Source organism: Polaromonas aquatica (genome assembly GCF_050626995.1).
GTDB lineage: Bacteria > Pseudomonadota > Gammaproteobacteria > Burkholderiales > Burkholderiaceae_C > Polaromonas > Polaromonas aquatica_A.
The window spans coordinates 309,723-331,528 of record NZ_CP192467.1 but is presented as its reverse complement, the minus strand read 5'-3'; the positions used below and the strand labels follow the sequence as shown (position 1 = coordinate 331,528).

General features: G+C 63.0%; 18 protein-coding genes. 5 read left to right on the top strand and 13 right to left on the bottom strand.

Going from position 1 to position 21,806, the window contains the following annotated elements; translation table 11 throughout:
- Nucleotides 1-9: 9 nt before the first annotated feature.
- Nucleotides 10-612, bottom strand: a complete 603-nt coding sequence (gene mog, locus ACQ4MS_RS01590; RefSeq protein WP_431097296.1) for a molybdopterin adenylyltransferase — start codon at nucleotides 610-612, stop codon at nucleotides 10-12.
- A complete protein-coding gene (gene yjgA / locus ACQ4MS_RS01585; protein ID WP_431097295.1) occupies nucleotides 609-1,238 on the bottom strand; it encodes a ribosome biogenesis factor YjgA in 630 nt (209 codons plus the stop codon). The genes mog and yjgA overlap by 4 nt, the downstream gene beginning before the upstream one ends.
- A gap of 25 nt (nucleotides 1,239-1,263) precedes the next feature.
- Between yjgA and pmbA the strand changes: the two genes are divergently transcribed.
- On the top strand, nucleotides 1,264-2,679 hold the full coding sequence (gene pmbA / locus ACQ4MS_RS01580; protein ID WP_431097294.1) for a metalloprotease PmbA: 1,416 nt from the start codon (nucleotides 1,264-1,266) through the stop codon (nucleotides 2,677-2,679).
- 86 nt (nucleotides 2,680-2,765) lie between these two features.
- Here pmbA and ACQ4MS_RS01575 read toward each other — a convergent pair whose 3' ends face one another.
- Nucleotides 2,766-3,215 carry a GatB/YqeY domain-containing protein gene (locus ACQ4MS_RS01575; RefSeq protein ID WP_431097292.1) on the bottom strand — a complete coding sequence of 150 codons (450 nt, stop codon included), beginning with the start codon at nucleotides 3,213-3,215 and terminating at the stop codon, nucleotides 2,766-2,768.
- Between ACQ4MS_RS01575 and ACQ4MS_RS01570 the strand changes: the two genes are divergently transcribed.
- Nucleotides 3,206-3,394 (top strand): hypothetical protein, encoded by a 189-nt coding sequence (locus ACQ4MS_RS01570; RefSeq protein WP_431097290.1) that lies wholly within the window; start codon nucleotides 3,206-3,208, stop codon nucleotides 3,392-3,394. The two genes, ACQ4MS_RS01575 and ACQ4MS_RS01570, sit on opposite strands and share 10 nt — an antisense overlap.
- Here the strand turns inward: ACQ4MS_RS01570 and rpsU are convergent.
- Both rpsU and ACQ4MS_RS01560 read right to left on the bottom strand, forming a co-directional pair.
- Entirely contained in the window at nucleotides 3,339-3,551 is a 213-nt protein-coding gene (gene rpsU / locus ACQ4MS_RS01565) for a 30S ribosomal protein S21 (protein ID WP_007872347.1), read from the bottom strand. The two genes, ACQ4MS_RS01570 and rpsU, sit on opposite strands and share 56 nt — an antisense overlap.
- A 325-nt stretch (nucleotides 3,552-3,876) precedes the next feature.
- A complete protein-coding gene (locus ACQ4MS_RS01560; RefSeq protein ID WP_431097288.1) occupies nucleotides 3,877-4,824 on the bottom strand; it encodes an alpha/beta fold hydrolase in 948 nt (315 codons plus the stop codon).
- A gap of 112 nt (nucleotides 4,825-4,936) precedes the next feature.
- Between ACQ4MS_RS01560 and ACQ4MS_RS01555 the strand changes: the two genes are divergently transcribed.
- Nucleotides 4,937-5,773 carry a cupin domain-containing protein gene (locus ACQ4MS_RS01555; RefSeq protein ID WP_431097286.1) on the top strand — a complete coding sequence of 279 codons (837 nt, stop codon included), beginning with the start codon at nucleotides 4,937-4,939 and terminating at the stop codon, nucleotides 5,771-5,773.
- Here the strand turns inward: ACQ4MS_RS01555 and ACQ4MS_RS01550 are convergent.
- The 7 genes from ACQ4MS_RS01550 to nirB form a co-directional block, all read right to left on the bottom strand.
- Nucleotides 5,770-7,059, bottom strand: a complete 1,290-nt coding sequence (locus tag ACQ4MS_RS01550) for an NAD(P)/FAD-dependent oxidoreductase (RefSeq protein WP_431097285.1) — start codon at nucleotides 7,057-7,059, stop codon at nucleotides 5,770-5,772. The two genes, ACQ4MS_RS01555 and ACQ4MS_RS01550, sit on opposite strands and share 4 nt — an antisense overlap.
- A 92-nt stretch (nucleotides 7,060-7,151) precedes the next feature.
- The gene (locus ACQ4MS_RS01545; RefSeq protein WP_431097284.1) at nucleotides 7,152-8,276 is read right to left on the bottom strand and encodes a sterol desaturase family protein; all 1,125 of its coding nucleotides are present in this window, start codon (nucleotides 8,274-8,276) and stop codon (nucleotides 7,152-7,154) included.
- A gap of 86 nt (nucleotides 8,277-8,362) precedes the next feature.
- Nucleotides 8,363-9,130, bottom strand: a complete 768-nt coding sequence (cobA, locus tag ACQ4MS_RS01540; RefSeq protein WP_431097283.1) for a uroporphyrinogen-III C-methyltransferase — start codon at nucleotides 9,128-9,130, stop codon at nucleotides 8,363-8,365.
- Complete coding sequence (gene ybiB / locus ACQ4MS_RS01535; protein ID WP_431097282.1) at nucleotides 9,127-10,044, bottom strand: DNA-binding protein YbiB; 918 nt, start codon at nucleotides 10,042-10,044, stop codon at nucleotides 9,127-9,129. The genes cobA and ybiB overlap by 4 nt, the downstream gene beginning before the upstream one ends.
- Before the next feature lie 163 nt (nucleotides 10,045-10,207).
- Nucleotides 10,208-13,096, bottom strand: coding sequence for a molybdopterin-dependent oxidoreductase (locus ACQ4MS_RS01530; protein WP_431097281.1), 2,889 nt, complete (start codon nucleotides 13,094-13,096; stop codon nucleotides 10,208-10,210).
- A 156-nt stretch (nucleotides 13,097-13,252) separates the two neighbouring features.
- On the bottom strand, nucleotides 13,253-13,675 hold the full coding sequence (gene nirD / locus ACQ4MS_RS01525) for a nitrite reductase small subunit NirD (protein ID WP_431097280.1): 423 nt from the start codon (nucleotides 13,673-13,675) through the stop codon (nucleotides 13,253-13,255).
- 23 nt (nucleotides 13,676-13,698) lie between these two features.
- Entirely contained in the window at nucleotides 13,699-16,134 is a 2,436-nt protein-coding gene (gene nirB / locus ACQ4MS_RS01520; protein ID WP_431097279.1) for a nitrite reductase large subunit NirB, read from the bottom strand.
- 450 nt (nucleotides 16,135-16,584) lie between these two features.
- Between nirB and ACQ4MS_RS01515 the strand changes: the two genes are divergently transcribed.
- Both ACQ4MS_RS01515 and ACQ4MS_RS01510 read left to right on the top strand, forming a co-directional pair.
- Nucleotides 16,585-17,871, top strand: coding sequence for a type IV pili methyl-accepting chemotaxis transducer N-terminal domain-containing protein (locus tag ACQ4MS_RS01515; protein WP_431097278.1), 1,287 nt, complete (start codon nucleotides 16,585-16,587; stop codon nucleotides 17,869-17,871).
- Between the two features lie 72 nt (nucleotides 17,872-17,943).
- Entirely contained in the window at nucleotides 17,944-19,692 is a 1,749-nt protein-coding gene (locus ACQ4MS_RS01510) for a protein kinase domain-containing protein (RefSeq protein ID WP_431097277.1), read from the top strand.
- Nucleotides 19,693-20,439: 747 nt separating this feature from the next.
- On the opposite strand, the gene ACQ4MS_RS01505 is transcribed toward ACQ4MS_RS01510, so the two are convergent.
- Complete coding sequence (locus tag ACQ4MS_RS01505; RefSeq protein WP_431097275.1) at nucleotides 20,440-21,654, bottom strand: MFS transporter; 1,215 nt, start codon at nucleotides 21,652-21,654, stop codon at nucleotides 20,440-20,442.
- Nucleotides 21,655-21,806: the final 152 nt, after the last annotated feature.

The following is a 21,806-nucleotide window of genomic DNA, read 5'->3' as shown; positions in this document are numbered from 1 at the left end:
CGGCAAGGCTCAGCGAGGCGGGCGTTGGGCGCTCTTGGGCCTGAACACCTGGCACAGCGCCGCATCGGTTTCCAGATAGGGGCCACCGATCAGGTCGATGCAATACGGGACAGCTGCGAAGATGCCCGCCACGGCCTGCGAACCGTCGGGATTCTTCAGCCCTTCGAGCGTTTCGGCGATCGACTTGGGCTGGCCGGGCAGGTTGAGGATCAGGCTTTTGTCGCGAATGACCGCGCACTGGCGTGACAAAATCGCCGTGGGCACAAATTTCAGGCTGATCTGCCGCATCTGCTCGCCAAAGCCGGGCATTTCCTTGTGGGCCACAGCCAGCGTGGCTTCGGGCGTCACGTCGCGCAGCGCCGGGCCGGTGCCGCCGGTGGTCAGAACCAGCGAGCAGCCGGCGTCGACCAGCTCGATCAGCGTGGTGCTGATGTGTGCCTGCTCGTCGGGAATCAGGCGTTCTTCAAAGGTGATGGGGTTGCGCAGGGCACGTGTGAGCCAGTCTTTCAGGGCCGGCAGGCCTTTGTCGACGTACACACCAGCCGAGGCGCGGTCGCTGACGGAGACGATTCCGATCTTGACGGCTTCGAACGCTTCCGGGGCTTCGCTCATTCCTCAGGTTCCTCGGGTTCTTCACCGCCGTCAGGGCCCTTGGCCAGAGCCTGCCGCACCAGCTGGAAAATCTCGCGATAAGACTTGCCGTGGCGCGCGGCTTCGCCGGGTTTTTCGGGCTTGGCGTCTTTGCGGGCCTGGCGGATCAGCGCGCGCAGTTGCTGCGAATCGGTATCAGGATGTTCGCTGAGCCAGGTACCCAGGGCGGCGTCGTCGGCAATCAGCTTGTCGCGCCACTGCTCGGCCACGTGCAGCGCCAACGTCAGGTCGGCCGAGCCGTTGAGCTGTTCGTTGATCGCTTCGCGGATGGGTTCCGGGTCCAGGGGGCGCATCAGCTTGCCGATGAATTGCATCTGGCGGCGTTTGCCCTCGAAATTGGTGATCTTTTTGGCGTCGGCGATCGCGTCGCGCAGCTTGTCGGGCAGGTCCAGGCGCGCCATCAGGTCGGCGCGCAGGGTCAGCAGCGCTTCACCGAGGGCCTGCTTCTCGTCGGCCTCGGCCTTGAGCTGGGTTTTGCTGGGCGGGCCGACTTCCTCCAGCGCGATTTCCTCGGGCTTGACGAAGCGGCCGTTGGACCAGTAGCCCTTGATGGCTTTGGGAATCGCCTTGGTAGTCTTGGTATTCATAGCAGTCAGTATCATAGCTACCCATATGACCCAAAAAGCTTCCTCACGCGCCGGCGGCGCAACCCGCAGCGCTTCACGTCCCGCTAATTCGCCCGAAAGCGGCTTCAGCTATCACCGCGATTTTTTCGAGGAACTTGTCGACACCTCGCTGGCTCATGCCAAGAAACTGGGCGCCACGGATGCCGCGGCCGAGGCTTCCGAAGGCTGCGGCCTGTCGGTCAGCGTGCGCAAGGGCGAGCTGGAAAACGTGGAGCGCAACCGGGACAAGTCGCTGGGCATCACCGTCTATATCGGCAAAAAGCGCGGCAATGCCGCCACCAGCGATTTCTCCAAAGCCGCCATCGAGCAGACCGTGAAAGCGGCCTACGACATCGCACGCTTCACGGCAGAAGATGAAACTTCGGGCCTGCCCGACGACCGCGACATCGCGCGCCAGCACCCGACGCTGGATCTCTTTCATCCCTGGTCCATTGACTCGGAGCAGGCCGCTCAACTCGCCTTGCGGTGCGAGGCCGCAGCCCTCGCTACCTCCCGCCTCATTACCAATAGCGAAGGCGCCGGTGTGTCGGCGCAGCAGAGTCATTTTTTCAGTGCCCATACCCGGGGCTTTCGCGGTGGCTATGCCAGCTCGCGCCACAGCATTTCGGTGGCGCCGATTGCCGGCAAGGGCGACCAGATGCAGCGCGATGCCTGGTACAGCTCCATGCGCGACGCGAGCGAACTGGCCGCGCCCGAGGCCGTGGGCCGCTACGCCGCCGAGCGCGCGCTGGCGCGCCTCAAAGCCCGCAAGATTCCGACCACACAGTGCCCGGTGCTTTTTGAGTCACCATTGGCCGCAGGCTTGTTGGGCGGCTTTGTGCAAGCCGTGAGCGGCGGCGCGCTGTACCGCAAAAGCACCTTCCTGGCCGACAGCCTGGGCAAGCCGGCTTTCCCCAAACACATTGACATCGCCGAAGACCCGCACCTGCGCAAAGGCAAAGGCAGCGCGCCGTTTGATGAAGAGGGTGTGAAAACCAAGGCGCGCCAGGTGGTGGAAGGCGGCCGCGTCGAGGGCTATTTTCTGAGCACCTACTCGGCACGCAAGCTGGGCATGCGCACCACTGGCAACGCCGGCGGCTCGCACAACCTCACACTCACCAGCCGCCACACCCGTCCGGGCGACGACCTGGACGCCATGCTGCGCAAGCTGGGCCGCGGCCTCTTCGTGACCGAACTGATGGGCCAGGGCGTGAATTACGTGACGGGCGACTACTCGCGCGGCGCCTCGGGCTTCTGGGTTGAAAACGGCCGCATCGCGTTTCCGGTCGAAGAAATCACCATCGCCGGCAACCTGCGCGACATGCTCATGGGTATTGACGCCGTGGGTGCCGACACCTACAACTACGGCGCCAAAACGGTCGGCTCCATCCTCGTCAACCGGATGAAGGTCGCCGGGAGCTGAAGCCCCCACGGTCGCTCACTTCGTGTAGCTCCCTGCCCTCCGAGGGGGCCGCCCGCCTGTGGCCCGGCAAAGCCGGTTCCGCGGCTTCAGCCGGCTAGCGCTGCCTTCACTGCGGCAGACACTTGGCCCATGTCGGCCTTGCCGGCGAGCTTGGCCTTGACCGCGCCCATGACCTTGCCCATGTCGCCGGGGCCGCTGGCGCCCAGTTCGGCCACGATGGCTTTGATGGCGGCGGCGACTTCGTCGGCGCTGAGGCGTGCGGGCAGGTAGGCCTGCAGCACCACCAGCTCGGCAGCTTCCTTGTCGGCCAGGTCCTTGCGCTCGGCTTTGATGAAGGCTTCGAGCGAGTCCTTGCGTTGCTTGATCAGCTTGTCGACGATGGCGATGACGGCCGCGTCGTCCAGCACCACGCGTTCATCGACCTCTTTTTGCTTCAGGGCGGCCAGCAGCAGGCGGATGGTGCCCAGGCGCTCGCTGTCCTTGGCGCGCATGGCGGTCTTCATGTCTTCGGTGATCTGGTCTTTGAGTGCTGACATTGGTGAGGCTCCTGAAGCGAATGGGGTGGGCGGAATCAACTGGATTGGGGAGGCGCCAAAAACACAAAAGCCCGCAGAGCGTCCTCGTGCGGGCTTTTATTTGCCGTGAGGCGGTACTAAAAATTAGTACAACTTTTTCGGCAGTTGCATCGAGCGGATACGCTTGTAGTTGCGCTTGACGGCGGCTGCCTTCTTGCGCTTGCGTTCAGCCGTTGGCTTTTCGTAAAACTCGCGGGCGCGCAGGTCGGTCAGCAGGCCGAGTTTTTCAATGGTGCGCTTGAAACGGCGCAGAGCCACGTCGAAGGGCTCATTGTCTTTTACACGGATGGTGGTCATTGTTCAGTTGATCCAAAAGGTGCGCCCTAATTGATCTGATCAGGATCAGGCCAGGCGCGGGTTTGCTAGCAAAGCCTTGGATTATATACCACCCCCACGGTCGTTCACTTCGTGTAACTCCCTGCCCCCAGAGGGGGCCGCCCGCCTGCGGCCCGGCAAGCCGGTTCCGCGGCTCATGCTGGCCTTTGGCGGCTCGCTTCGCATCGCCATGGGGCTGTCGGCTGTCCACCCAGTGGGGGCCGCGGGACTGGCTCTGCCAGACCGCAGGCGCCGCCCCCTTGAGGGGGGAACAGGCTACACGCAGTGAGCCTGGACGGGGGTGGACTCACTCTCTGATGAAAGTCAGCAAATCCTGGTTGAGCCGCTCTTTGTGGGTATCGGCCAGGCCGTGCGGCGCACCGGGGTAGACAACCAGCCTGGCGTTTTTCACGAGTTTCGCGGCGGCGCGGCCGGAGGCGTCGATGGGCACGATCTGGTCGTCGTCGCTGTGGATCACCAGGGTCGGCACATTAAAGCGCTTGAGGTCCTCTGTGAAGTCGGTGGCCGAGAAAGCCGCGATCGAATCATAGGTGTTCTTGTGCCCCGCCTGCATGCCCTGCACCCAGAACGACTGGATCGAGCCCTGCGAGACCTTGGCGCCGGGGCGGTTGAAGCCGAAAAACGGGCCCGAGGCGATGTCCAGGTAAAGCTGCGAACGGTTGGCCAGTTCGCCCTGGCGAATGCCGTCAAACACTTCGATCGGCAGGCCGCCCGGGTTGGCCGCCGTCTTCAGCATCAGGGGCGGCACGGCGCTGACCAGCACGGCTTTTTTGACCTTCGCGGTGCCGTAACGGCCGATGTAACGCGCCACCTCACCGCCGCCGGTCGAAAAACCCACCAGCGTCACGTCTTTCACGCCCAGCGTGTCGATTACCGCGGCGAGGTCAGCGGCGTAGTGGTCCATGTCATTGCCATCCCAGGGCTGGCTGGAGCGGCCGTGACCGCGCCGGTCATGGGCGATGACGCGGTAACCTTTTGAGGCCAGGAAGATCATCTGCGATTCCCAGCTGTCCGAGTTGAGCGGCCAGCCGTGGCTGAAGCTCACCACGGGGCCATTTTTCGGGCCCCAGTCCTTGTAATAGATTTGCACGCCGTCCGGGGTGGTGACGTAGCTGGCGCTGCGTACGGCGGAAGCCACTGGTTGCGGCGCGGCGGCGTTTGCGGCCATCGCGGGGCTGGTGGCGGCTGCGGCGGCCAGTGCGGTGGCGGCGGCGATACGGGTAAGAGCGTTCATGGCTGTTTCCTTTGAGAGGGTTGCAACAAGTCGGAATCGACAGAACGAACTTTACGCTTCACAAAATACGATAAGTATTCAATAATCCTGAAAAATTGATCTGGAGTATTTTATGGGCGACCGGCTTGAAGCGCTGCTGCGGCATTTCTCGGTGAGCGCGAATGTGTTCCATTCGGGCGCACTGTGCGGGGTGAACGAGCTGGACGAGGAGGCGGGCACCGGCCAGCTTCACCTTGTGCGCAGCGGCGAAGTCGGCATCAGCCATGGCGGCGCCGAAGTGATGCGTGTCAGTGGCCCCTGCCTGCTGCTTTATCCAAGGCCTATGGCGCACCGCTTCATCACCGACACCCGGCGTGGCGCCGACTTTGTGTGTGCGCACCTGCGCTTTGAGGGCGGCGCGGCCAACCCGATCGCCGCGGCGCTGCCGTCCTTTGTGTGCCTGCCCTTGGCGAAGGTCGAGGGCGCCGCCGGTGTCCTGCAGCTGTTGTTCGAAGAGGCTTTTGAGCAGCGCTGCGGCCGGCAGGCGCTGCTGGACCGTCTTTTTGATGTGGTGCTGATCCAGGTGCTGCGGCACCTGATGGAAAGCGGCGAAACCCGTTCCGGCATGTTGGCGGGGCTGTCGCACCCGCGCCTGCGCCATGCGGTGGTCGCGATGCACCAGAGCCCCGGGCAAGAGTGGAGCCTTGAAGCGCTCGCCGATCATGCGGGCATGTCGCGCAGTGTGTTCGCCAACCAGTTCCGCGATACGGTCGGTTGCACGCCCGGCGTGTACTTGCAGCGCTGGCGGGTGGGTCTGGCGCAGCAGGCGCTGCGTCGTGGGCGGCCGCTCAAGCTGATTGCCGCTGAGGTTGGTTATGGCAGCGAGGCGGCACTGTCGCGCGCTTTCAGGGCGCAAAGCGGCCAGTCACCGCGCGAGTGGAAGCTGGCCCGGCAGGCCCAGCAGGCTTAGACCGCCGGGGTCAGCGCTTGCGCGCAGGCGTGCGCAGAGGCCCAGGCCCACTGGAAGTTGTACCCGCCCAGCCAGCCCGTCACATCCACCACTTCACCGATGAAGTACAGCCCCGGCTGCTTCGATTCCATGGTTTGCGACGACAAGTCGCGCGTGTCCACACCGCCAACGGTTACCTCGGCCTTGCGGTAACCCTCGGAGCCGTTCGGCGTCAGTTGCCAGTCTGACAGGCGCGCGGCCAGGCCCAGCAGCGCTTTATCGGTCGCCTCGCTGATGGGTTTTTGCAGTGCCGGGTCGGTGCTGGCCCAGGCGTCGGCCAGGCGGCTGGGCACCAGGCTGGCGAGTTCGTTGGCGATGAGTTTTTTGGAGCTGGCCTTGGCGCGCAGCAGCAGGGCGGGCAAATCAATGCCGGGGGCCAGGTTGATGCGGATGGGCTGGCCTTCTCGCCAGAAGCTGGAGATTTGCAGCACAGCCGGGCCGCTCAGGCCGCGGTGGGTGAAGAGCAGGTCTTCCGAAAACACCACGGCTTTCTTGCGCTGTTTGGGGCTGGCGTCTGCGGGGCTGGTTTCGATCAGCACCGGCAGCGCCAGGCCCGCCAGCTGGGCATAGGGCGCCCACCCTTCGCCGTCAAAGGTCAGCGGCACCAGTGCGGCGCGGGGCTCGACCAGGCGCAGGCCGAACTGTTTGGCAATGCGGTAGCCGAAATCGGTTGCGCCTATCTTCGGGATCGACAGCCCGCCGGTGGCGATGACGACCTGCGGCGCTTCGATCAGCCCGCGGTCGCTCTCAATTTGATAGCTTCTGACGCCCAGATCATCTGGGTTGGAGGCATATCTGATGCTTTTTATGGCGCAAGGCTGCCAGCGCGTCACCTGACCAGCATCGCACTCTGCCAACAGCATGTTGATGATGTCTTCGGCCGAGCGGTCGCAGAACAGCTGGCCTTTGTGCTTTTCGTGAAACGGGATGTTGTGGCGCTGCAGCAGTTCGATGAAGTCTTGCGGGGTGTAGCGCGACAGGGCCGAGCGGCAGAAGTGCGGGTTCTCGCCCAGGAACTGCGCAGGCGTTGCGTCGCGGTTGGTGAAGTTGCAGCGGCCGCCGCCCGATATGCGGATTTTCTCGGCGACTTTTTCGCTGTGGTCGACTAGCAGCACCTTCAGGCCGCGCTGGCCTGCCTGGGCGGCGCAAAACAGGCCGGCAGCACCTGCGCCTATCACCACGACGTCGAATGGATGGGTGGGCACGCTCAAATCGCCGCTCGCCTTTCTGCGAGTTTTAGCCAGCATGAGCCGCGGAACCGGCTTTGCCGGGCCGCAGGGCGGGCGGCCCCCTCGGGGGGCAGCGCATTACGCGAAGCGAAAAGCGTGGGGGCCAAGTCCTAGCCTTTCCAGGTAAACGGAAACTTCAGCTGCTTGAGGAAGCCGTTGGGTACGTAGTCGCCCAGCACGCCATAACGTTCAGGCCAGAGCTTCGTGCTTTTCACGGCGGTGCCGAAGAGGTAGTCGATAAAGGCGTAATGCGCCGAGTAGTTGCGGTCCAGCGCTTCCTGGTCCTGGCTGTGGTGCCAGTGGTGGAAGTTGGGCGTGACGATGACATAACGCAGCGGGCCAAGGCGCACGCTCACGTTCGAATGATTGAACACGGCCTGGAAGCCGACGATCACGATGTAGGCGTCGATCACTTCCTTGGAAAAGCCCAGCACATAGATGGGCGCAAGAATCAGCGTGCGCGTGATCAGCAGTTCAAGAATGTGCTGGCGCGAGCCGGCCAGCCAGTCCATGCTTTTGGCGCTGTGGTGCACCGCGTGCAGGCGCCACAGCACCGGCACCTCGTGGTAGGCCCGGTGCGTCCAGTACTGCACCAGGTCGGCCACCAGCACGATCAGCAGCACGCCGCCCCAGAAAGGCAGGCCCTGCACCCAGCCGCGAATGCCGTCGTTGGCGGCCCAGCCGAAGAACTTGTGCACCAGCAGGTTGGTTGCCAGCAGAACAAAACCCACGATCATGTGGTTGACGATGAAATGATGGAGGTCGGTCTGCCATTCGGCGCGAAAGACGGGTTGCTCCTTGCGCAGCGCAAACAGCTTTTCAATGAAGATGAAGATGAGCGACGAGCCCAGCAGGTCGAGGATGAACCAGTCGAGGCCGATGTAGGGTGTGTTGTCGGCGAAGTCGTTGACTGGCACCTTGTGACCGCCCAGCAGCGCGGTGGCGACCACCAGCAAAAAGGCGGCGCCGGCCAGCCAGCGCGAACGGTTGAAGATGATGTTGACCAGTGAGATGCCGCCGGCAATGACCAGCGATACGAACATCACGATGCGGATCACGTCGACGTTATAGCTCTTGCGCAGCTCGGGCGTGGTGAGGTATTCGGGAAAGTGAAAAGCCAGCACCCCCAGAAAACACAGGATGCCCAGGCTGAGGGCGATCACGCCGCTCATGATGCCCTTGCCGCGGCGCAGCTCGCCGTGGCTTTCCGTCAGTTCATTGAGTTTTTCAAGCATCGTGTCGTTCCCTGTGCTGTTGTTTTTGACTTCGGGAGTGTAGCTGCGGCAGGCCGGTTAAAAGGCCTGCGCAGACATGGCGCGGGTCAGGCTACCCGCACAGCGTCTGGATGCGCGGCGGCCAGCGCTACGCCGCTGATCACGTCGCCCACCACGATCACGGCCGGGCTCGCCAGGCCGGCTTTGCGGATGGCACCGGCCATTTGGCCCAGCGTGGTGGTGATATGGCGCTGCGCGGGCAGCGAAGCACTCTGGATCACGGCCACCGGTGTGGCAGCCGGCAGGCCCGACAGCAGCTCGTCCTGGATGCGCTCTGAGCCGCTGACGCCCATGTAGATCACCAGTGTCAGCCGCGCGCTGTGCGCCGTGGCGGCCAGCGTTTTCCAGTCGGTGCCGGTATCGCCCGGCTTGGCGTGGCCGGTGACAAACACCACGCCGTGCGCATGCTCGCGGTGTGTGAGCGGCACGCCCAATGAGGTAACAGCGGCCAGCCCGGCGGTGATGCCGTTGATGATGTCTACCTCGATGCCCGCTGCGCGCAAGTGCTCGACCTCTTCACCGCCGCGGCCAAAAATAAATGGGTCACCGCCCTTGAGGCGCACCACGTCTTCGCCTTCGCGGGCGGCCATCAGCATGAGCTTTTCGATGAAGGCCTGCGGTGTGGATTTGCAACCGCCGCGTTTGCCCACGTAGACGATGCGCGCCTCGGGCCGCGCGAAAGCCACGATCTCGTCGCTGACCAGGTCGTCCACCAGCAGCACGGTGGCGCGCTGGATAGCCTTCAGGGCCTTGAGGGTCAGCAGTTCCGGATCGCCGGGGCCTGCGCCTACGAGAGTGACTTTTCCGTTGTTCATGGTCGTGAGGTGATTAGAGGTAGCAAACGCAAGATATGTTCCACCTGCCGCGCAATCGAAGGCGGCACGGGAATATTGCCTGCGAGCACGGCGCGAATGTAGTCCGCCGTAGCGGCTGCGTCCACTGTTTTGGGAAAGTCGGGGATGGAAGCCAGCGTGCCGGCCTGGGTTTCCTGCAAAAGTGAGCGCTGCCCGCCGATAAAGGCTTCCATTTGCGGCATGCGGCGCGCGTCAGCCACCACTTCGCCTTCGGTGCCGCGCAGCAGCAGCGCATTGGCACCCGTCAGCTCAAACGTTTGCGCCATTGACACCGCGTATTCGGGGTGCGTGTAGCTGCTCACCACCAGGCTCTTGCCCAGGCAGGGGCTCATGATCTTGACCAGGCTGTGCGCCGGGTTGCGTAAGCCTACGGCGCGGCGTACGTCCAGCAGGCGCTTCAGTGCCGGCAACAGCAACTCGGTCGGGGCAAACGCCACTTCGCCGTTTGCTATCTTTTTAATAGCTATTTGCGCCGGTATATCAAGGGCCAGAAGCACTTCTGATGCAAAAACCCGGCTTGACTCAGTGGGCGTGCCGTGTACCAGCACCGGAACGCCTTCACGTGCCAGCAGCAGCGCCAGCAGCGGTGTGAGCACCGGCAGCTTGCGCGCCCCGTTGTAGCTTGGCAGCACCACCGTGGCGCTGTCGCTGGCTGGCAGGTGATTGAGGCGCTGGTGCACGGCATCGAGGAAACCCGCCATCTCTTCGGGCGTCTCGCCCTTGATGCGCATGGCCAGGCAAAAGCCACCAATCTCCAGGTCGGTCACGGTACCGTCGAGCACCTGGCCCATAAGGTCGGCGGCCTGCTCGCGTGACAAGGGGCGTGCGCCGTCCTTGCCGCGGCCGATCTCCTTGATGTACTGGCTAATACCCATAAACCTGATTGTCCGCCAATGCAGATAACTTCTTGTTATGAGCTTAATTAAATGACCCCCACGCTTTTTACTGCGTGTAAGGCGCTGCCCCCGATGGGGCCGTTTTTTTCCTTGGGGAGGCCCGACGGAAAAATGATTTGCTTTTTGCAGAAACCGCGTGTCATCACGCCACCTGACGTATTGGAATCACGGTGCGCGGCGCCGAAGCCACAGCGTCATTGCGCGCCGAGCGCACTCTGCGTTTGAGTTCTGGAACACAGGAACCGCAGTTGGTGCCGCATTTGAGCGTACCCTGCAATGAAGCCAGTCGTTCTTCATCCGTGCCCAGGTGACCGTTCGCGCCACCGCCAGCCGCCAGCAGCGACAGGTGTTCATCAATCGCCATGTCGCTCACGTTAAAGCAGGTGCATACCGGCTTGCCGCGTGATTGCACCGCCACCGGCGGCTTGGCGCCCGGGAGCAGCAACAGGCGGCCGTAAGACTGCGCGGCCAGCTCGTCCTGCAGCAGGGTTTTGATCCAGGCCTGGGCGCTGGTGTCGCCCGCCAGCACAAAGCCCACGAGTTGGGCATCGCTTCCGTTGCGTACCAGCCGCACCGTGCGGCGCTGGCCTTTTTTGCGATCAGCGTAGCGCAGCACATCGGCGGCATCCAGGCCCAGGATGCGCTCAAGCAAGGCCAGTGTTTCGTCAGGCGGCGCTTCGTGGCTGGCAGCGCGAAACAGCACGCCGGTGCGTTCCCGGCCGCGGTCGGCCAGCGGCGTGTTGTTGGAAAAGGGCACGCAGCTGGTGAAAGGAAGCTGCGCCATCAGGGGCTTGAGCTGTTCGCGCGCCGCCAGCGCGTCGCCTTCTGGCAACCAGGCCATGGCCAGCAGTGTCCACGGCATTTCGGCCTTGAGAATCTTGACCGCCGCGTGCTTGAGTTCGGGCTGCTTGGAGCTGGGGCAATAGGCTGAGGTGGTCAGTGCATTTACGCCGGCCAGCGGCGTGCCGCCGGTGGACTGGCCGCTCAAATACTCTTCACCCCAATGCATGGCGATAAAGGCCTGACTTACCGCCACTTCAGGGGAGGCTTGCAGCGGCACCACGATGGAGCCGCGTTTGGAAGTGACGTGCACCAGGTCGCCGTCTTTCAGCAGGCGACGCGCCATGTCCTGTGCGTTCATCTGCACAGAAGGCTCGGCCACGTGGCCAAACAAGCGCCCGAGCGTGCCGGTACGGCTCATGCCGTGCCAGTGGTCGCGCAGCCGGCCGGTGGTCAGGGAAAAAGGGTAGCGTGACTCGCGCGGCTCGGCCACCGGCTTGTAGACGGTGTTGACGAAGCGGGCCTTGCCGTCGGCGGTGGGGAACACGCCGTCTTCATACAACCGCACTTTGCCGGCCGTGTCGCCAGTCCTGAAGGGCCACTGCTGTGGGCTTTCGTCGAGCAAGGCATAGCTCAGGCCTGTGATGTCGAGGTCGCGGCCCCTGGTGGATTCGCGGTGCTCGTTCCAGATGGTTTCTGCGCCCGATGCTTCGTCAGCCATCGGGTAGGGAAAGAGGGTGGAACCCACCGCCGCACGGCTGGGCAGCAGCTTCTCAAGCCGCTGCGCAAAGTCCACCGCAATCGACCAGTCATGCCGCGTCTGTCCGGGCGCCGCCACGGCCGGCCGCACGCGGCTGATGCGGCGTTCGCTGTTGGTGACAGTACCGATCTTTTCGCCCCAGGTGGTGGCCGGCAGCAGCAGGTCGGCATAGTCGCAACTCGATGTGGTGGAAAAAGCCTCTTGCACGATCACCAGTTCGGCGCGCTCCATCGCGCGCCGCACGGTGGCCTGGTCGGGCATGGACTGGGCCGGGTTGGTGCAGGCAATCCACAGTGCCTTGATCTCGCCGTCGGCCGCGGCCTGGAACATCTCGACAGCGGTCTTGCCCGGTGTCTCCGGCACAGAGGGGATGCCCCACAGCGCTGCGACCTCGGCGCGGTGATCGGCGTTGGCCAGGTCGCGGTGCGCGCTCAGGAGGTTGGCCAGGCCGCCCACTTCGCGACCGCCCATGGCATTGGGCTGGCCGGTCAATGAAAAGGGCCCTGCACCGGCTTTGCCGATCTGGCCGGTGGCCAGGTGCAGGTTGATGAGCGCGGCGTTCTTGGCGGTGCCGCTGCTCGACTGGTTCAGGCCCTGGCAATAAAGGCTCAGCGTGGCGGCTGAGGTGGCGAATAGTTTGGCCGCGGCCAGCAAGTCTTCTTTTTTGATGCCGCAGGTTTCGGCCACGAGGTCGGGCGTGTAGTCGCGCACCGTGGCCTTAAGCGCGTCAAAGCCCGTGGTGTGCGCCGCGATGTAAGCCGCGTCTGTCCAGCCTTCCCACAGCATGATGTGCAGCATGCCGTTAAAGAGCGACACATCGGTGCCCGGCTGTATGCCCAGGTAGAGGTCGGCGATCTCGGCCGTGTCGGTGCGGCGTGGGTCGCAAAAAATGATCTTCATCGCCGGGTTGGCGGCCCTGGCGTCTTCAATGCGGCGAAAGAGGATGGGATGTGCGTACGCCGTATTGCTGCCGACGATGAAAATGCACTGCGCATGGTTCACGTCGTCGTAGCAGGCAGGTGGTGCGTCGGCGCCCAGCGTCTGCTTGTAGCCCGCCACCGCGCTGCTCATGCACAGGCGCGAGTTGGTGTCGACGTTGTTGGTGCCGATCAGGCCCTTGGCCAGCTTGTTGAAGACGTAATAGTCTTCCGTCAGCAACTGGCCTGAAATGTAGAAACCCACCGCATCGGGCCCATGCTCGCGAATGATCTGCGCGAAGCTTTCGCTGGCAAAACCCAGCGCCTCATCCCATGACACAGGCCTGGGCGCCTCATGCCGGTGCTCGCGCCGCATCGGCTGCAAGAGGCGTGTCTGCCGCGTGACAGATGCCGTCGCAGTGAGCGCCAGCGTCGAGCCCTTGGTGCACAGCCGGCCGAAGTTGGCCGGGTGCTCCGGGTCTCCGCGAACGCCCGTGATTTCATTGCCTTGCGACTCGATGATGACACCGCAGCCGACACCGCAATACGGGCAAGTTGACCGCGTTTCAACCATGGTGAACAAAGCTGCGGCTGCGGTATTCACAGTTCATCGCAAAGCGATCAACAGCGCAAGCTGTTAGATCGCAGCCGACACCGCAGCAGGGACACGTTGATCGGGTATCAGTCATGAATGTTCAAGGAGCCTTCGCGTCTATTGCGTTGATGTCGCTTACGCCGTATGAGGCGCCTGCACGCCGAAGCTTTCATCGCCCAATGCGCCGCTGGTGGCGCCCGGGCCGGCGCGTGGCGGCTGCAAATCCAGCGCCAGCGTGGCCAGCTCGGTGGCGTCCAGAAACACCTCGCCCGTTTCCACCTTGCAGCTGAACTTCGGCGTGCAACCTTCGTCGGGTTGTCTGGCGCAGCCATCGGTCAGGCCAATGGTCCAGTTGTGCAGAGGGCAGGCCACGCTCGTGCCGAACACAATGCCCTGCGACAGAGGGCCGCCTTTGTGCGGGCAGCGGTCGAGCAGCGCAAACACCTGGTCCTGGTCGTTGCGGAACACCGCCACATCAATACCTTTCGCGCGCGAAACGCGCCGCGAGCCGAGCACCGGAATGTCGGTGACCAGGCAGATTTTTTTCCATTCAGACATAGTGATCTCTCAATTCGGGCCGGTCAGGCGGGTGTGAGTTTTTCGAACTGGCGGGCATCCACAGAGGCTTCTTTCAGGTCAAACCAGGGATCCGGCTCGCCGTCCAGCGCAAACTGCAGTTGCTCCCACAGGGCCTTGCGGCCTTCGTGGTCTTCCAGGATTTTTTTCTTCACATAGTCCAGGCCGACGCGGTTGACGTAATGCACCGTGCGCTCCAGATACCAGCCTTCCTGGCGGTAGAGCTCGCAGAAGGCGCCGGTGTATTCGAGCACTTCCGCGGCCGTCTTGAGCTTGGTGAAGAAGTGGGCCACTTCCGTCTTGATGCCGCCGTTGCCGGCGATGTACATCTCCCAGCCTGAATCGACGCCGATGATGCCGACGTCCTTGATGCCGGACTCGGCGCAGTTGCGGGGACAGCCGCTCACGGCAAACTTGACCTTGTGCGGCGCATACATGCGCCACATCGCGCGCTCCAGGTCCTTGCCCATCTGCGTGCTGTCTTGCGTGCCCATGCGGCACCATTCGCTGCCCACGCAGGTCTTCACCGTGCGCAAGGCCTTGGCGTAGGCGTGGCCTGATGGCATGCCGATGTCTTTCCAGACGTTCTGCAGGTCTTCTTTCTTCACGCCCAGCAAGTCGATGCGCTGCCCGCCGGTGACTTTCACGGTCGGGATCTTGTATTTATCGACTGCATCGGCGATGCGGCGCAACTCGCTCGCGGTGGTCTCTCCACCCCACATGCGCGGAATGACGCTGTAGGTTCCGTCTTTCTGGATGTTGGCGTGGCTGCGTTCGTTGATGAAGCGGCTTTGCGGGTCGTCTTTCGCCTGCTTGGGCCAGGTGCTGATCAGGTAATAGTTGACGGCAGGGCGGCAGGTGGCGCAGCCGTTGGGCGTCTTCCAGTCCATGAACTTGAAGGTGTCCGAAATGCTGAGCAGCTTATTGGCGCGGATGGCGTCGCGCACGGCCTGGTGGCCGTGGTCGGTACAGGCGCACATGGCCTTGAGCTTGGGCGTGGCCGAGTAGTCGCCCCCGGCGGTGAACATGAGGATCTGCTCGACCAGCCCGGTGCAGGAACCGCACGAGGCACTGGCCTTGGTGTGCTTGCGCACTTCGTCCAGCGTGAACAGGCCTTTTTCCTTGATAGCCTTGCAGATGGTGCCCTTGTTGACGCCGTTGCAGCCGCAGACTTCGGCGTCGTCGGCCATCAGCGCGGCCTTGTTCTGGCCTTCGTGTCCGGCGTCGCCGAGGTTGGACTCGCCGAAGATCAGCTTGTCGCGGATGTCGGCCACGCTGCGGCCGTCGCGCAGCAGTTTGAAGTAATAGCTGCCGTCCACGGTGTCGCCGTAAAGGCAGGCGCCGATGAGTTTGTCGTCCTTGATGACAAGCTTTTTGTAGACGCCGCCGAAGGGGTCGCTCATCACGATTTCTTCGGCGCCGTTGCCGCCCATGAATTCGCCGGCGCTGAAGAGGTCGATGCCGGTGACTTTCAATTTGGTGGACGTGAGCGAGCCGGAGTAACGGCCTATGCCGAATTGCGCCAGGTGGTTGGCCGCCACCTTGGCTTGTTCGAATAGCGGAGCCACCAACCCGTAGGCAATGCCGCGATGCGCCGCGCACTCGCCGACCGAGTAGATGCGCGCATCGGTGACGGTCTGCATGGTGTCGTTGACCACAATGCCTTTGTTGCAATGCAGGCGCATGGACTCCGCGAGCTGTGTATTCGGCCGGATGCCGACAGCCATCACCACGAGGTCAGTGGCCACTTCCGTGCCGTCCTTGAATTTGATCGCGGTCACGCGGCCGTCTTCGCCGCCCACCAGTTCCTGTGTCTGCGCACCGATCATGAACTTCAGGCCACGGTCTTCCAGCGATTTTTGCAGGAGCTTGCCTGCCACGTCGTCAAGCTGGCGCTCCATCAGCCATGGCATGACGTGGATCACCGTGACTTCCATGCCGCGCAGCATCAGGCCGTTGGCTGCTTCCAGGCCCAACAGCCCGCCGCCGATGACCACGGCTTTTTTGTACTTCTGTGCCGTAGCGATCATCTCGTTCGTATCGGCGATGTCGCGGTAGGCGATCACGCCCTTCAGATCCTTGCCAGGTACAGGCAGGATGAAGGGATTGGACCCGGTGCACATCAGCAGGCGGTCGTATTCTTCCTCGGTGCCGTCGTCGGCGCGCACCACGCGCTTGATGCGGTCCACTTCAACCACTTTTTTGCCGGCATGCAGCGTGATGTGGTTGTCCTTGTACCAGTCCCACGAGTTCAGGACGATCTCGTCCAGCGTCTGCTCGCCGGCCAGCACGGGGCTGAGCAGGATGCGGTTGTAGTTAGGGTGCGGCTCGGCGCCGAAGACGGTAATGTCGTACAGGTCGGGCGCGACCTTGAGCAGCTCCTCAAGGGTGCGCACGCCGGCCATGCCATTGCCGACCATCACCAGTTTTGATTTTTTCATGGGGCTACTCCAGATTGATTCGGTGTCATGTTCAAGGTCCAATGTGCAAGCGTCATGCCACGGCGGACGTGGCATGCAATGGTTGGCAGACGGGCAGGGCGGGCGTGAGCGGCCTCAGCGCCGGGATGATGCGCAGCAATGGGGTGGCAGTTCGACAGGGCCAGGGACCCGTATGATTTGTCAAAAATTGAGTGGAAATCATGATGCTCTCTCCCAAAAACAGGGATCCGGGCTGTCAACCCGGTATGAGGCACACCATTACGTACGTCGTTGTACGCAGGACCCGCAGTGCATTCGCTAAGGTCGGGCGCGTCGTTACGCCCGCTGCAAATGACGCAAGACTTGTGCCATATCATTGAGACTGCGGCTTGCCTGGGCCTCCATGAGGGTGGCCATGGTCCGCGACTTGCGGTCTGAGCAGCTGTTTACCGCCTTAACTCCTTGATTTGTATGACCTCCGCATTGGTAAATCTGAATGGCCCCGGTGGCGCACATCCCCTGGTTTCCGACCTGGAGGCCGCCGGCATCCAGGTGCTGGGGCCTGTCGGTGAGCGCAGCAAACTGGTGCAGGAGGTGCTTAGGCAAGCACCCGATGTGGTGATTTGCCAGGATCCGCTTCCTGGTGATGAGCTCTTCAAGGCGCTGCAACTGGTAACCGAAACCGCGCCATGCCCCATCATTGTTTTCACCAGCGACACGGACGCGGGGAAAATCACGCGGGCCACGGAGGTAGGGGTGCATGCCTACGTGGTCAACGGCTATGGCGCGCAGCGCCTGCGGCCCCTCATCCACCTCGCGCAAGCACGGTTTGTCCGTGAGCAGTCCTTGCGCGCCCAGGTGCAGGAGGCCTCCAGCCGGCTTGAAGAGCGCAAGGTGGTTGACCGGGCCAAAGGCATCCTGATGCGGGCCCGGCAGATGTCGGACGATGACGCTTTCCATATCTTGCGGACCGCGTCCATGCATACCAACCAGCGCTTGGGGCAGGTCTCGCAGCACATCATCCATTCGGCGCGCTTCGCGGAAGACGTTAACCGCTCAGGCCAGTTGCGCATGCTGTCGCAGCGACTGGTCAAGCTGGCCCTTCTGCAACTGGCCGGGGTGCAGGCCGCGCGCGCCAAAGACCTGCTGAAGGAGTCGGTGCTGCGCATCGACACCAACCTGGTTTCGTTGGGGAAAAGCCTTTCCCAGCCTACATTTGGGGATCTGCTGGGGCAAGTTTCCATCAGTTGGGGCCGGCTCAAACTCGCCCTGCAGGACTCCCCGGATGCAGGTGATATGGCCCACCTTGATGAGCTGGCCGAGCTGTTTTTGCAGGATGCCGAGCGCATGACCAGCAGCCTGGAGAGCGCCGGTGCAATGCCGCCCTTGCAGATGCTGAACCTGGCGGGGCGGCAGCGCATGCTGAGCCAGCGTTTTGCCAAATACGCCTTGCTCCATGCCATGGGTGGAACCGCCACCTCGCAGCGCAGCGAGTCGGGCATGGCCGAGTCACAGGCCGCATTTGAAAAAGCGCTGCAGTACCTCAACGAGATTCCGCTGAGCAGCAAAGAGATCCGCGCCTCCCTGGACAAGGCCGCTGTCGGCTGGGCACAGATGTGCGCCGGGGTTTCAGGTATTTCCAAAGGCAAAGACCCCAAGCGTCTGGAAGGCCTGGCCACCGCCAGCGAAGAGCTGCTAGATGTCTTTGAGCAACTTTCCGTGCAGTACGAACGCAGCATGCAAATGCTGGTGGGCTGACTTCTCACGCCTGTCTTCCTGGTAATGTTGCAATGCACCAATATCGGGCATTGAACTTGCGTACATTGGTGCATGGCATTTGACCTGGACATTGGCTTTGCAACGCTTGCAGGCCGCAAACACACCAACGAAGATTTCTGCGCCGCGATGTTGCCCGAGCCCGGGCGCGAGGGCATGGGCTCCATCGTGGCGATTGCCGATGGCGTGAGCACGGGCGGCATGGGCCGTGAAGCGGCCCAGACTACCGTCACCAGCCTGGTTCGCGACTACTACGGCACGCCCGAAACCTGGGACACCACGGTCGCGCTGGACCGCATCATCGGCGCGCAAAACGCCTGGCTGTCAGGCATCAACCGCAGGCGGCAGCCCGCCGTGGGCCTGACCACGCTGACGGCATTGGTGCTGCGCGGGCAGTCCTATACCCTGGCGCATGTGGGCGATTCACGGGCTTATTTGCTGCGCGCGGCCAAGCTCCAGCAGCTCACACACGACCATGCGGTCAATCACCCCGACTTCCGGCACCAGCTGCTGCGCTCGGTGGGCGCGGAAGACCACGTGGTGGTCGATTACATGCAGGGTGACCTGCAGGTCGGTGATGTGTTCGTGCTTGTCACCGACGGCGTGCACGGTGTGCTGCGCGATGCACAGCTGCAGGGTTTTGCCGGTCTCCAGGATGCCGGCGACGCCCAGGCCGCAAGCCAGGGCCTGGTGGACGCGGCACTTGCCGCCGGCAGCAACGACAACGTGACGGCCGTGGTAGTGCGCGTGCGCGGCTTGCTCGACGCGACCCTGCAGGACGTGACCCGCATCGCGCAGACCCTGCCCATCCCGCCTCGCCTGAAGGTCGGCGACGTGATCGACGGCCTGAGCGTGACGGCGCCGGTGGCTGATAACGGGATCAATGTGCTCTACCAGGTGCGCGACCCTGCCACACGCGTGCTGTATGCCCTCAAGACGCTGAACCCCGCCCGGTCGCACGACGAAGAAGAGCGCGCCATGCTGGCCCACGAAGCCTGGCTGGCCCTGCGCATGCAGTCGGGCAGGGCGGCGGCGCATCTGGTCAATCTCCATGAGCGCCTGCCCAGCGGCCATGAGCGCAGCGCGTTTTACCTGCTGTATGACTGGCATAGCGGTGAGACGCTGCAGCAGCAACTGGACCGCCGCCACAAACACAGCGTCGAACAAGTGCTGGGCGTGGCCACTCAGGCCGCGCGCGCGCTGGGTCGGCTGCACCGCCAGTGTGTGATCCATCGCGACATCAAGCCCGCCAACCTGCATCAGGGTGAAGACGGCGTGCTGCGGCTGCTGGACCTGGGCGTGGCATTGAGTGGGAGGGAACCGGAGGCCATGCGCAAACTGCACGCCGGCACGCCCAGCTTCATCAACCCGGAGCAGTGGGGCTTCAGCACAGGCAGCGCAGACGGCCCTGAGGAACTGCCCGATGCCCAAAGTGACTTGTTCGCGCTGGGAGTGACGATGTACCAGCTACTGACTGCCCGGCTCCCATACGGCGAAGTCCTGCCTTACCAGGCCGGCCGCTATTACCGCGACCCGACGGCGCCCAGCCGCATCAACCCCGAAGTGCCGATCTGGCTGGATCACATCGTGCTTAAGGCGGTGGCACGCGACAAGCGCAGGCGCTTTGAAACCGCTGAAGAGCTGCTGCTGGCGCTGGAACGCGGCGCCTCCCGGCCGCTGACTGCGCCACAGGCCACGCCACTGATCCAACGGGATCCTGTGGTGTTGTGGAAGCTGCTGCTGGGTGTGAGTGTGCTGGTCAATGTGTTGTTGATTTACTGGTTGCTGTTTTTGCCTCGGTAGGGTGGTTGGGTATCGAATTGGGCTCTGGGGCAATGGGGATGAGCGCGGGCAGCTATTGAATTGATAGCGATTCTCTTGGGGTCGTTGTTGATTTGATGGGGGCGCTCTTTGCTGAGGGTTGCCGGCCGGGGGGTGCCCGGCGGCAAGTAACTTTCTTTTGCTTCGCCAAAAGAAAGTCACCAAAGAAAAGGCGACCCGCAGTCTGGGTCCCTGCGCTGCGCTTCGGGCAACCTGCGGTGCTCGAGGCAAGCGGGGTCTCGCTCGAACTCGCCTTCGGCTCAGACAATCGCGATCCCTGATCCGCTTGCCTCTGCGCTCCTCGGCCCAGCCAGGACGGGGAAGTCCGAAGAGAAGCAAACCAATACCAAGACAAACAAGGACACGCCACGGCGTGTCCTTGTTTCTTTGGTGTTCGGGTTTTGTCTTCGGCTGTTGGCGGTCCGGTATTCCTCCCCCACCCCTTCTGTATGCGCCGAGGAGCACAGGGCCAGACGGATCAGGGCAAAAACTTGTTTGAGCGAAGCGAGTTGTTTTTGACCCCGGCTGGACCGAGCACCGCAGGTTGCCCGCAGCGAAGCGGAGGGACGCAGACAGCAGGGTCGCCTTTTCTTTGCTTACTTTCTTTTGGCGAAGCAAAAGAAAGTGAGTTGCATGCCGGGCAACCCCCGGCCAGCAGCTCTTCGAGGTACGCACCTAGACTGGAGCAAGACCAGATTCAGCACGACCGGCAGGCCCGCGTCCGGCTCCTTACGCGCTTCGTGCGCGACCACCCTTTTCAGCCCAGGTCCGCGTCCACCGAATCTGCATAACCCGCAGCATCACCAACATCCCCAGGGACATGGCGGCAAAAAAGAAGAACCCCCACATATAGGTGCCAGCGTATTGCTTGGACAAGCCCATGGCATTGGGCACCAGACCGCCGCCCAGTGCGCCGATCTCCCCAATCATGGAGCCAGCCACCGCAGTTGCCAGGGGCCAGCGCAGGGGCACCAGCTGAAAGAGCGCACCGTTCCCTGCGCCCAGAGCGGCAAAGCACAGCATCACCAGCAGTGTGGTGGCGACCAGAGATCCGCCGGCCAGTCCGCAGGCAACGAGAGTGAGGGAGATGGTGAGCAGTACCACGCTCAGGGTGTTGACACCGCCCCAGCGGTCGGAAATCCAGCCGCCGAAGATGCGCAGCGCAGCGCCCATGAAAGCCGCCAGCATGGACAACTGGCCGGCTTCGACCTTGCTGACGCCGAACTGGTCGTAGTAGTAGGAAGGCAAAAAGGTCGCCAGGCCGATGAAGCCTCCGAAACTCACGGCGTAAATCAGGCTGAAGGCCCAGCCGTCTTTTTCAAACAGGCAGGCGACGTGCTCGCGCAAGGTGGCGTGGCTGTCCACGTCGTCGGGCTCTTTGGCAAACAGGATCATGGCGATCAGGGGCAGCAGCATGGCGATGGCGGCAATGCCGTACACCGATTGCCAGCCGAAGCGCTGGGCCAGCGCGGGTGCGATCAGCACCGAAACTGCGGTGCCTACGTTACCAGCGCCGACCAGGCCCATGGCCAGGCCTTTGTAACGGGGCGGGAAGGAGCCCGAGCCCAGGCTGAGCGCCACGCCGAAGCTGGCGCCGGCAATACCCAGCAGCACGCCCATGGCCAGCAGGCTGCTGTAGGAGTCGACCACGAAGTAGCCGAACAGCAGGGCGACCATGATCAGGCCCATTTCGACCAGCGTGGCATTTTTGCGGCCGATGTACTGGGCCAGTACCCCCAGCGGAAAGCGCATCAGCGCGCCGGCAAAAATGGGCACCGAGAGCATCACGCCTTTTTGTGTGGGCGACAGGTTGTAGGTTTCGGAGATGAACGGTGCCATGGCGCCGTTCATGACCCAGATGCAGCAGGAAAAAGCGAAGTAGAAAAACGCCGCACCCAGTGTGGGCGCGTGACCAGCCTTGAGAAAATTACGGAACCCCGCCATGGTGCAAGCTCTTTCTGTGAAGATGGTTGATTCACAGAATCAGTGCAAAAAAGGTGCCACCTTGGGGCATGCGAAACGCACCCTTGCAGCGCAATTCCGGACCGGTGGCCTGATTATTTTGGTGCGCCGCACAAATAGCGTGCACGCCGCCT

Excerpts from the sequence above, each read along its gene's own strand:
- ACQ4MS_RS01545 (WP_431097284.1), bottom strand. The coding sequence starts at position 8,276 with ATGCTTGAAAAACTCAATGAACTGACGGAAAGCCACGGCGAGCTGCGC.
- ACQ4MS_RS01510 (WP_431097277.1), top strand. The coding sequence starts at position 17,944 with ATGGCATTTGACCTGGACATTGGCTTTGCAACGCTTGCAGGCCGCAAA.
- ACQ4MS_RS01505 (WP_431097275.1), bottom strand. The coding sequence starts at position 21,654 with ATGGCGGGGTTCCGTAATTTTCTCAAGGCTGGTCACGCGCCCACACTG.
- ACQ4MS_RS01515 (WP_431097278.1), top strand. The coding sequence starts at position 16,585 with ATGACCTCCGCATTGGTAAATCTGAATGGCCCCGGTGGCGCACATCCC.
- cobA (WP_431097283.1), bottom strand. The coding sequence starts at position 9,130 with ATGAACAACGGAAAAGTCACTCTCGTAGGCGCAGGCCCCGGCGATCCG.
- ACQ4MS_RS01550 (WP_431097285.1), bottom strand. The coding sequence starts at position 7,059 with ATGCTGGCTAAAACTCGCAGAAAGGCGAGCGGCGATTTGAGCGTGCCC.
- pmbA (WP_431097294.1), top strand. The coding sequence starts at position 1,264 with ATGACCCAAAAAGCTTCCTCACGCGCCGGCGGCGCAACCCGCAGCGCT.
- yjgA (WP_431097295.1), bottom strand. The coding sequence starts at position 1,238 with ATGAATACCAAGACTACCAAGGCGATTCCCAAAGCCATCAAGGGCTAC.
- ACQ4MS_RS01530 (WP_431097281.1), bottom strand. The coding sequence starts at position 13,096 with ATGGTTGAAACGCGGTCAACTTGCCCGTATTGCGGTGTCGGCTGCGGT.
- ACQ4MS_RS01555 (WP_431097286.1), top strand. The coding sequence starts at position 4,937 with ATGGGCGACCGGCTTGAAGCGCTGCTGCGGCATTTCTCGGTGAGCGCG.
- ACQ4MS_RS01560 (WP_431097288.1), bottom strand. The coding sequence starts at position 4,824 with ATGAACGCTCTTACCCGTATCGCCGCCGCCACCGCACTGGCCGCCGCA.
- ACQ4MS_RS01575 (WP_431097292.1), bottom strand. The coding sequence starts at position 3,215 with ATGTCAGCACTCAAAGACCAGATCACCGAAGACATGAAGACCGCCATG.
- rpsU (WP_007872347.1), bottom strand. The coding sequence starts at position 3,551 with ATGACCACCATCCGTGTAAAAGACAATGAGCCCTTCGACGTGGCTCTG.
- ybiB (WP_431097282.1), bottom strand. The coding sequence starts at position 10,044 with ATGGGTATTAGCCAGTACATCAAGGAGATCGGCCGCGGCAAGGACGGC.
- mog (WP_431097296.1), bottom strand. The coding sequence starts at position 612 with ATGAGCGAAGCCCCGGAAGCGTTCGAAGCCGTCAAGATCGGAATCGTC.
- nirD (WP_431097280.1), bottom strand. The coding sequence starts at position 13,675 with ATGTCTGAATGGAAAAAAATCTGCCTGGTCACCGACATTCCGGTGCTC.
- nirB (WP_431097279.1), bottom strand. The coding sequence starts at position 16,134 with ATGAAAAAATCAAAACTGGTGATGGTCGGCAATGGCATGGCCGGCGTG.